The sequence below is a fragment of the Evtepia sp. genome (assembly GCF_056797215.1).
Genome location: NZ_JBQILM010000072.1, coordinates 1 through 1,960, shown reverse-complemented (window position 1 = coordinate 1,960; position 1,960 = coordinate 1). Strand labels below are relative to the sequence as shown.

Here is a 1,960-nt window from a genome sequence, read left to right as displayed (position 1 = left end):
AGGTCGAAGTGGGCCCCCTGGGAGAACAGCTCATAAGTAAAATCCTCAAACTGGCCCTCGTAGCGGACAAAGCCGTAGCCCGCCAGATTCTCCAGTGTCACTGCCTTCCCCGCCAGAAGGAGGGGGTGCCGCTGGGAGATGAGGATGTGGGGGGTCATATGGGCCAGGGGGTGGTAGATCAGCTGCCTGTCCCGAAAGAGGGCCAGCATGTTTTTCCGCTGGCCCTGGCCGAAGTGGAGCACCCCCACGTCCGCCCGGTGGTTGTATACGTCCTCCATCACGTCGATGGGGTCCCCCTCCTGAAGGCGGTGGGCATAGGCGGGGAGGTCCTTGTGCTGGAGCACCGTCTGAATGAAGCTCTCCATAATATGGGAGTACTTGGTCATGGACACCGACAGGGATATGTCCTGCAAATCGTCGGCGGTGGGGCGGTTGAACATGCCCGCCAGCTCTCCCAGCACCCGCTGGGCCCGCCGCTGGAACTCGATCCCCTCGGGGGTGAGGGTGACGCCGTGGTTGGAGCGCGTAAACAGCGGCGCGCCCACATTCTGCTCCAGGTCGCGGATGATTTTGCCCAGACGGGGCTGGGAGATGAACAGGGACTGGGCCGCCCGGTTGATGGAGCCCGTCTGCGCTACCGTCATAAAATACTCCAGATGTTCCAGGTTCATGCCAGAAAACCTCCCGTTTTTGTTCCAACACTTTCCTGCCCTATTGTACCACATTTCCCCGCCATTGTGCACAATAAATAAATCCTCTGTTAATACTTTTTAGAATATCGGTTATATAAAACAGAGACTATCCAAAGGGAGATTATTATGCTATAATATCGACAAAGACCGCAGGCCGTACAGCGCCGCGGTAGTAGAAAGTGCTCAAAATGACCGGTCATTTTGCCCGGCGGCCCTGCCGCCGGAGATCGTGCGGGCGCTTTTCCAGGAAACGTACGAAAGGAAGTGTTTTGTTATGGACGAGGCCCTGCTGAAGCAGGCGCTGGAATTTGGCAAGCCCTACACCGGAAAGGGGGAGGTGGCCAGCTACATCCCGGAGCTGAGCAAGGCCGACGGGCGGGAGCTGGGCATCTGCGTAAGGACCATCGGAGGGGAGGAGTACCACTGCGGCTACTGGCAGCGGCGGTTCACCATTCAGAGCATCTCCAAGGTCATCAACCTGGCCATGGCCCTGGAGCACTACGGCTTCGACGCAGTGTTCCACAAGACCAAGATGGAGCCCTCGGGCGCCTCCTTTAATGCCATGTCCCGCATTTCAGACAACGAGGACATCCCCTTTAACCCCCTGGTCAACTCCGGGGCCATCGCCATTGTGGAGCTGTTGCTCCCCCTGGGACTGGATCACATGCTGTCATCCGTCCGGGGGCTGTGCAGCGATAAGTACATCACTATGGACGAAGACGTGTTCAAATCCGAGTGGTCCCACAGCGCCCGAAACCGCTCCCTGGCCTACCTGCTGCAAAGCAAGGGGCTGATCGACGGGAACGTGGATGAGACGCTGCTGTTATACACCCAGCTCTGCTCCCTGAGCGTCACGGCGGAGAGCCTGTCCAACCTGGGGCAGGTGCTGGCCAACGGCGGCGTTCAGCCGGAGACCGGGCGCAGACTTTTAAAGGAGGAGGTGGTACGCACAACCCTGACCATGATGCTGACCTGCGGCATGTACGACGGCAGCGGCGAGTTTGCCGTGCGGGTGGGGCTTCCCAGCAAGAGCGGCGTGGGAGGCGGCATCCTGTCAGTTGTCCCGGGAGAGATGGGCATCGGGGTCTACGGCCCCAGCCTGGACAGCAAGGGCAACAGCGCGGCGGGTCAAAAGGTGCTGGAGTATATCTCCCGCACCGAAAAGCTCCACATTCTGGACCGGTATACCCGGCATCCGGTCTCCGCAAGTGAAACTTTTTAAAAGAGAGAGGGTACATTTATGTTAGAAGCGTTTTCCGGCCTGATTG

General features: G+C 58.9%; 2 protein-coding genes. One reads left to right on the top strand and one right to left on the bottom strand.

All coding sequences use genetic code 11. From position 1 onward, the window contains the following. Positions 1-671, bottom strand: a 671-nt coding sequence (locus ACTOZL_RS10195; RefSeq protein ID WP_482478289.1) for a LysR family transcriptional regulator, incomplete at its 3' end; no start/stop codon positions are given. A 295-nt stretch (positions 672-966) separates the two neighbouring features. On the opposite strand from ACTOZL_RS10195, the gene glsA reads away from it, so the two are divergent. Then, complete coding sequence (glsA, locus tag ACTOZL_RS10190; RefSeq protein ID WP_482478288.1) at positions 967-1,914, top strand: glutaminase A; 948 nt, start codon at positions 967-969, stop codon at positions 1,912-1,914. The last annotated feature ends 46 nt before the right edge of the window (positions 1,915-1,960 follow it).

Coding starts and splice junctions, on each gene's coding strand:
- glsA (WP_482478288.1), top strand. CDS start 967: ATGGACGAGGCCCTGCTGAAGCAGGCGCTGGAATTTGGCAAGCCCTAC.